Source organism: Psychrobacter sp. (assembly GCF_030457785.1).
GTDB lineage: Bacteria > Pseudomonadota > Gammaproteobacteria > Pseudomonadales > Moraxellaceae > Psychrobacter.
On sequence record NZ_JAKDUI010000134.1, the window covers coordinates 1 to 7,746 of the forward strand.

Consider the following 7,746-nt stretch of genomic DNA (forward strand, 5'->3'; position numbering starts at 1 on the left):
ATCGCACTGTAGATCTTCTAAAGTTTGTTCAGTCTCTGTTAGTTTCTCTTTTACTGTGAGCAACGGTATTTTTAAGTCGTCTGAATAACTTTCTATCTGTTGTTTTACAGACTCAAGCACTAAGCGCAACTCGTCTAATAGTCTACGCAATGTGATTAGCTTTACGACCATGACTTCACTATCCTCAGAGTACATTACGAGCGGCTGTAACCTAAAGTCTTGGACGTTATCAAGCATCTGTTTTGCTAATTGGTCTACATGGTAAAATAAGTAGTCACGATCGTTCACATCATTTTCTATGAGCCTTATCATGGCAGGGAGTTTTTGTAATATTAGTATGGTTAACTGCTTTTCGTATTTAATTAAGCGTTCTTTGATTACGACTTCAGGTTGGCTGCCACCTTGTTTTAGTGGTTTTTTAAGCAACGGCTTTAGGTAGTTATTAAATAAGCTTTTTATGTCACTGACAAACTTTAAGGTGTTATCAGATATCGTTCTATCAAGGGTATAGAGCCTTGATATGCAAAAAGTGACTTGTGACAAGTAAGCGGTATCTTGCATATACTTTTTTTCTAGTATGACATGAGTTAGGTAGACGAACTGCTGCTGATCACCGCTAGTATCTTCATGCAAAAAGCGTCTAAAAGAGTAGGGATCTTGGTCATTTTGGTCTGCAATGCCGATTAAAAACCAATAATGCTGTACTTCGACGATAAAGAACTTTCGATCGAGTGCTTCGTTTTTAATGAATTGTGGAAAATGGTCAAGCTGTTGAAAATTTACGTCTGATGAATCCCAGCTTCTAAACTCTCTACCTTGAATCTGATGTTTGAGATAAACTTCTTTGAAGTAGGATTTGATGATGTCGCTATTTAGCTGACGTAAACCTGAATGTATGGTCAAATCTACGGTATCTATCCAAGTCGCCAATTCATATAAAAAAGCCACTCGTATTCTCTGACGGTTTTTTTGATCTTGAACATATCCTTGAAAGTCCAAGTTATCCAAGTAGCTCAATAAAGCTTCAATTTGATCTGCTAACACTATAGCGTCATGTGTTTTAACTTTGGGGTCAACGATATCTCGCATGTGCGTGGTTATAGTTAGTAGATCTTTATTATTAGTTTGGATACTGTTGATCGCCAAAGATAGCGTTTCAGGACGTTTATATTCTAGTTTTTTGTCGGCGTTGATAGTTATCCCATGTGGTTTTAAAATGTTTTTATATACGCTGTATTGACTTTTTTTATGTAATTTAGGTAGGATTTCCTGAAGAGATTCTTGCCAGTCTGAGCTGAGTGTGGGGTCGATAGATTTCAATTTGTAGAGCTGATACTCGGATAAGTCATGAATATTCACTAAAATAAGTCCTTTAGAAATTAGGTCAACTTTATGACATACTGAACAACCAACTGTAGTTTACATTTGTCAATTAATAAACCTATTATGTTTAATTGTTGATATATGTTATGGGTAAATGATGGGACTAATTGTCTAACAAAACGTGCTGCTATGTAGTACATAATGGAGAATGCTATGACGACCTCAAAAGTAACCTACCAAGGCGGTTTGCGTACTACCGCCATTCATTTACAGTCTAACAATGAAATCATCACTGATGCGCCAATTGACAATCAAGGTAAAGGCGAAGCGTTTTCACCCACTGATCTGTTAGCGACCAGTCTGGCAAGCTGCATGCTTACTATTATCGGTATTAAAGCACGCGATATGAATATCGATATTGCAGGTACGACAGCTGAAGTAACGAAAGTCATGGCAGCTGAGCCAAGACGAGTGAGTGAGGTTCATGTAATTATCACTTTCAGCCAACCACTGGATGATAGAACTCAAAAAATATTTTATAAAATGGCGCTTACCTGTCCAGTGGCTCAAAGCATTCACCCTGACATCACACAGATTGTTACTATTAGGCATGAAAAACCACTGTAGACCGCCAAAAACTAAGAACAAGAAGGTGAACTTATGACAGTTAAAGCATTGCTTATCGTTGCTCATGCACCATCGCCAAATACCAAAAAGTTAGCACAAGCCGCCTATGAGGGTGCTAATCACGCGGACTTGGATGTTAATATAATCTTCAAGTCGCCGCAGGACACGCAGCCTGAGGATGTATTGAATGCAGATGCGTTATTGCTAGGAACGACTGAGAACTTGGCATATATGGCTGGATTGACCAAGGATTTCTTCGATCGATGTTACTATCCAGTATTGGAAGAGAAGCAAGGCATGCCATTTGCATTATATATCCGCGCCGGTCACGATGGTACAGGTACTAAAACGGCCATAAAAACCATTACAACCGGGCTGCGTTGGGAGTGGGTTCAAGATGCATTGATTTTGCAAGGTGATTGGCAAGACAGCTTTGCTAAACAGGTAGAAGAAATGGCCATGGCGTTAGCAGCTGGGGTAGAGGCAGGTATTTATTGACCCTGTCCCGATAATTTGTTTTGGAGCGTGTTTTTTAGTCTGGTTTGACTAGAAGCAGACCGTAAGGAGTAAGGATGCATCATAAAAGTTCAGATGAGCAAGAAAGCCATGCTACATTGCCATTTTCTCAAGCATGTGAAAATAATAAAGATCCTATCTTATCTGTCCTGCAAAAAGAGCTACAAGGTCATGTGCATGTATTGGAAATTGGCTCTGGTACTGGTCAACATAGCGTCTATTTTGCACCGCGACTCACTCATCTGCAGTGGCAAACCAGTGACGTCAGCAACAACCACACGGCTATCAAAGCGTGGCATGCTTCATATCCCGCACAGAATTTGCATGCACCATTAAGGTTTGACCTTGCTTACGATATGCTACCTGCTAACGATGTACAGCCTTCTTATGATACTGTTTTCACCGCTAATACCTTGCATATCATATCGTGGCCGTTCGTCGAGAAACTGTTTGAGCTAGTTGGAGGTGCGTTACCGTTAAGAGGAAAGTTGATAGTATATGGTCCATTTAATGAAAACGGACACTATACCAGTGCTAGCAATCAACAATTTGATAACCGTCTACGGCAGCGTGATCCAAAAAGTGGCATTCGTCATTTAGAAGACATACTAGAAGTAGCACGACAACATAGGCTCACATTATCCGAAAGGTACGCAATGCCTGCCAATAACCAAATATTGGTGTTCCAAAAGGTATAAAACATCAAGTTCTTAGAACAGAGAAGCCGCCTCAATTGAGATCAGAAAAAGATCGATTGAAGTGACTCTTTACTGAGGTTTGCTTGTTTCTTACGCTGTCGGACTATTTATATTCTTCTTCCAGAAAGTCCAAATAGCGTTTCCAAGAACGCTTATCAGCACGCTCATCGTATCTATCACTACCGAACACACTAAAAGCATGTGGCGCGCCGCTATAAGTGACCATCTCATGTGGTACGCTGGCTGCCTCTAAGGTCTCTCCTAAAGTCGCAAAGCTCTCTAAAGAGACAGATTCATCAGCTGAGCCATGGAATACCAATATTTCTCCAGAGGTTTTGTCATAACTTTGACCTGCTGGGATGTCGAAAGCACCGTGGAAAGGTACAAATGCTTTTTGTGGAAATCCGGAACGGGCAAGCTCTAAAGCAACGGTACCACCAAAGCAATAACCCATGGTCGTACCTTCGCTTACGACATTACCCTCTAGACGCCCTGCGTTCAACGCACCCTGTAGTAAACGACGCATTTTGCTGCGATCATCATAGAGCTCGCCCGTTAGGCGTTTGTTTTCTTCAATAGATGTCGGGCGTACGCCTTGTCCAAACATGTCTGCTGCCAACACGTTGTAGCCTTCCTCAGCTAACATGTCTGCACGTTTACGCTCATAATCTGTTAATCCATCCCAATCGTGAATCAGTAAGATAAAAGGGGCATCAGCCTTGTCAGCTTCGGCGTAATAACTTTCGTATACCTGATCGTCGACCGCATAGGAGATGTTTTTTGTGGTGATTGCAGCGGCTGTCTGGCTAGCCATAAATCCCATTAGGCCTAGAGAAGCGCCGAGCATCAGTGAGCGAAAATTGACTGTATCGGTGTTTGGTGAATTGGATAACATTAGTAGCCTCGCTGTTTTATGGTAAAAGAAAGATGAGCAAACTAAATGAATATTTATGGTGGTCAAAAATAATCACTCTCAACGATATCGTCCGGTGATCGATCGTAAAGCATGACTACAATATGGAAAACGATTATCAATCATAGCATGAGCCATAAAATATAATAAAGGTGTTTTTAGTAGGTAAGCTTTAACTAAATATCAACAAGGTCGCACAAGGAGTAGCGTGAATCAGTCATAGCTATTAGCTAGTATTAGAGATAGCTCTGTATAGAGCCCACTTTTAATGACTAGCTAGGAAGCATAATGAATAATAATATTGATCATACCGACCCCGCTAAAGACATGAATACTGGGTGGTGTTCTAAAAAGTATGCTGGCGATAGAAGTCAATAAGAAATCTATGCTAAGTTCTCTGATTCTATAGGGCTTTCAAGGCTTCAAAAATTGTTCAAGTTTTAATCAGCATACTTTTTGACACACCACCGAATACTGAACGTGGCAATGGGGGCGAAACTCATCAGCGTGCTGGTGAGGACGTCAAAGCTTTGACGACGCAACAAGGCGTTGCCATCTCCGACAATCAAAACTCTCTAAAAGCAGGCTCACGTGGCCCGACATTGTTAGAGGATTTTGTATTACGTGAAAAAATCCATCATTTTGACCATGAGCGTATTCCTGAGCGTATCGTTCATGCGCGTGGTAGTGCTGCACACGGTTATTTTGAGCTGACAGAATCTCTAGAAGATTTTACCACCGCGAAGATTTTGACCGAGACAGATAAGCAGACGCCTCTGTTTACTCGTTTTTCAACAGTAGCTGGTAACAAAGGCTCAAAAGATACGCCACGTGATGTGCGTGGTTTTGCCGTAAAAATCTATACCGAAGAAGGCAATTGGGATATCGTTGGTAACAATATGCCGATTTTCTTTATTCAAGATGCGATGAAGTTCCCAGACTTGATTCATGCGGTAAAACCTGAGCCTGATCGCGGCTTTCCGCAAGCGGCATCTGCGCATGATACTTTTTGGGACTTTGTGTCACTAACTCCTGAAACGATGCATAATCTGATCTGGCTGATGAGTGACCGTGGTCTACCGCGTAGCCTACGGATGATGGAAGGCTTTGGTATCCATAGTTATCGTTTAATTAATAAAGAAGGCAAGAGTACCTTTGTACGTTTTCACTGGAAGCCAGTATTGGGTGTACAGTCAACCACTTGGGATGAAGCAGTGAAAGTCTCAGGCGCAGATCCCGATTATCATCGTCGTGATTTGTTCGAATCAATCAACAATGGCGACTATCCTGAATGGGAGTTTGGCGTTCAATTATTTACCGAAGAAGAGGCCAACGAATTCCCATTTGACCACCTCGATGCGACCAAGCTAATTCCAGAAGAGTTGGTACCAGTTAAGACGGTTGGTAAAATGGTACTCAATCGTTATCCGGACAATTTCTTTGCAGAAACGGAGCAAGTCGCGTTTTGCCCATCACATCTACCACCAGGTATCGACTTCAGTAACGATCCGTTATTACAAGGTCGACTGTTCAGCTATTTAGATACTCAGCTATCACGTTTACGCTCGCCAAACTTCGCACAACTGCCAATTAATGCACCAAAATGTCCGTTTGCCAATAATCAGCAAGATGGTCATATGCAAATGCAGACACCCAAAACCCGTACACTGTATGAGCCACAGAGTTTAGATACAACGAGACCACGTGAAAGCGTTAAAGAAGGCTTTGAATCATTTCATGAGCAGCTAGATGATGGGGTAAAAGGTCGCGTCCGTGCAGAGAGTTTCGCAGATCATTACAGTCAGCCACGGATGTTTTATCGTAGCCAAACACCCACGGAGCAAGCGCATATCGCAACCGCCTATGCCTTTGAGCTCGGTAAAGTAGATACGGCACATGTACGTGCTCGTATGCTTGGTCATCTGATTCATATCGATGAAGACTTGGCCAATCGTGTGGCGACCGCACTTGGTATGGATTTGCCAGAACCTGCGGACGCCGCTGCACCTGTACTAGATATAGCAACCTCTAAAGCGGTACAAACCATAGGTCTGACGCCTGACAGTCTAAAAGGTCGTCTGATTGGTATATTGGTCGCAGAAGGCTCTAATGGTAGCGAGATTAAGAAGTTTGAAGACGCCGCTAAGGAGCGGGGCGCTAGTGTTAAAATAGTGGCACCTAGTAAAGAGGTGGTGTTGGATGATGGTACACGCATACAGGCCGATGAGCGTCTCGCTGGTGGCCCGTCAGTGATGTTCGATGCTGTGGTGAGTATCATCATGCCTGATCAAGCTAAAAAGCTAGCCAAAGACAGCTCAGCCTTAGATTGGTTCAACGATGCGTATGGTCATTGCAAAGCGATTACGTATTGCGGAGCAACGGATGAGTTTATCTTGAGTAAACTGCCAATTGAAAAAGACAGTTTTGTCACGCCACTCGCTGAGCTAGATAGCTTTATTGCAAATGCGAAGTCTCGTTTATGGGAGCGTGAGCCAAAGGTACGTGATTTGGCGTAATTAATTTCCTGATTTTTTAAAACAACCCGAACTCCAGCAAAAACTCAGTCTCAGTGCTGAGTTTTTTGTTTCTAGGAGAGGGAATAGTTTGTAGTCACAAGCGTTCACTCAAAGTTCATATAGATATAATAAGAAGCGTTATACTGGAAAAGCGTTATCAAATTGCAGGGAAGCATCAGGAAGTTGGTGAACAATTAGGCAGGGAATGCAAATGAGTTTATGTGATATTGTGCGTTTAGATGGATATATACAAAGTACGTATCTTGCGGTGTATCCAAGTAAAATTATGCTACTTGACGGTGGTTGTCGCCCTGATGTGGAGATGGTGCTGGATTATATTAAAACTACATTACAAAGGCCAGTTACTGACTTGAAAGTCGTTGTGGTCACTCATATGCATCCAGATCATGCTGGTGGCGCGCATAATTTTAAAGAAGCGACAGGCTGTCTGATTGTATCAGCAGACAAAAAACGCCAATGGTATAGCGGTATCGGCGGGCGTACCATGCATCTTATAGATATGGGCTTGGCACATTATGTGGCGCGGCGGCAAGGCCGTTCGTTTAGATGTCTGTATTACTCAGCAAACTTGGCCACCGATGTAACCCTTAAAGATGGTGACTGTGTGCCAGAATTTAATGAATGGCAAGTGCTTGAGACACCAGGACACACAGACCGTGATATATCTTTGTTCCACGTGCCTAGTCGGCGAGTGTATACAGCAGATCTAATCATTAAGCTAAGGCATAAGTTTGTTGCCCCTTTTCCCATCTACGACCCCAAGGTTTATATTCAATCACTACAACGAATTAAAGAGTTGAATCCTTCGGTGGTCATGATGGCGCATGGGCGTGAGTTGGCAATAGACGAATCGACATTTGATAAGTTGATTGCTTTGGCACCTAAGCATCCACGAACGATTAAAGACACGATCAAGCACAAGCTGCGGTGGCGGCAAAATACTGGCCTTAATATGTTTAAGCGAAAACGTAGAAATAATATGTTCAATGAAAAATAAAATCGATACGATTGTGTTATCGTGCTACTGGTACAAGCTTTACTTGCGTGCTGTATTTACAAAGGCTGTGAAAAACTTATCCTAGGGTGTGTTGACAATTACCGTAAATGGATAATCGTCGCTGCTAAATAGATA

At 42.3% G+C, this 7,746-nt stretch carries 7 protein-coding genes; 5 read left to right on the forward strand and 2 right to left on the reverse strand.

What is annotated here, in order from left to right:
- Positions 1–1,359, reverse strand: a 1,359-nt coding sequence (locus tag L0J61_RS07485) for a hypothetical protein (RefSeq protein ID WP_301465752.1), incomplete at its 3' end; no start/stop codon positions are given.
- A 177-nt stretch (positions 1,360–1,536) separates the two neighbouring features.
- Here L0J61_RS07485 and L0J61_RS07490 point away from each other — a divergent pair.
- The 3 genes from L0J61_RS07490 to L0J61_RS07500 all read left to right on the forward strand — a co-directional run bounded on the left by L0J61_RS07490 (position 1,537) and on the right by L0J61_RS07500 (position 3,164).
- Positions 1,537–1,950 (forward strand): OsmC family protein, encoded by a 414-nt coding sequence (locus L0J61_RS07490; protein ID WP_301465753.1) that lies wholly within the window; start codon positions 1,537–1,539, stop codon positions 1,948–1,950.
- Between the two features lie 33 nt (positions 1,951–1,983).
- The gene (locus L0J61_RS07495; protein ID WP_301465755.1) at positions 1,984–2,448 is read left to right on the forward strand and encodes a flavodoxin family protein; all 465 of its coding nucleotides are present in this window, start codon (positions 1,984–1,986) and stop codon (positions 2,446–2,448) included.
- A 74-nt stretch (positions 2,449–2,522) separates the two neighbouring features.
- On the forward strand, positions 2,523–3,164 hold the full coding sequence (locus tag L0J61_RS07500; RefSeq protein ID WP_301465757.1) for a DUF938 domain-containing protein: 642 nt from the start codon (positions 2,523–2,525) through the stop codon (positions 3,162–3,164).
- A 103-nt stretch (positions 3,165–3,267) separates the two neighbouring features.
- On the opposite strand, the gene L0J61_RS07505 is transcribed toward L0J61_RS07500, so the two are convergent.
- Positions 3,268–4,059: a dienelactone hydrolase family protein gene (locus tag L0J61_RS07505; protein WP_301465758.1), complete on the reverse strand. Its 792-nt coding sequence runs from the start codon at positions 4,057–4,059 to the stop codon at positions 3,268–3,270.
- Positions 4,060–4,505: 446 nt separating this feature from the next.
- On the opposite strand from L0J61_RS07505, the gene L0J61_RS07510 reads away from it, so the two are divergent.
- Positions 4,506–6,593 carry a catalase gene (locus L0J61_RS07510; RefSeq protein ID WP_367651948.1) on the forward strand — a complete coding sequence of 696 codons (2,088 nt, stop codon included), beginning with the start codon at positions 4,506–4,508 and terminating at the stop codon, positions 6,591–6,593.
- Between the two features lie 211 nt (positions 6,594–6,804).
- Entirely contained in the window at positions 6,805–7,611 is an 807-nt protein-coding gene (locus L0J61_RS07515) for an MBL fold metallo-hydrolase (RefSeq protein ID WP_301465761.1), read from the forward strand.
- Positions 7,612–7,746 lie beyond the last annotated feature (135 nt).

Coding starts and splice junctions, on each gene's coding strand:
- L0J61_RS07490 (WP_301465753.1), top strand. CDS start 1,537: ATGACGACCTCAAAAGTAACCTACCAAGGCGGTTTGCGTACTACCGCC.
- L0J61_RS07495 (WP_301465755.1), top strand. CDS start 1,984: ATGACAGTTAAAGCATTGCTTATCGTTGCTCATGCACCATCGCCAAAT.
- L0J61_RS07500 (WP_301465757.1), top strand. CDS start 2,523: ATGCATCATAAAAGTTCAGATGAGCAAGAAAGCCATGCTACATTGCCA.
- L0J61_RS07505 (WP_301465758.1), bottom strand. CDS start 4,059: ATGTTATCCAATTCACCAAACACCGATACAGTCAATTTTCGCTCACTG.
- L0J61_RS07515 (WP_301465761.1), top strand. CDS start 6,805: ATGAGTTTATGTGATATTGTGCGTTTAGATGGATATATACAAAGTACG.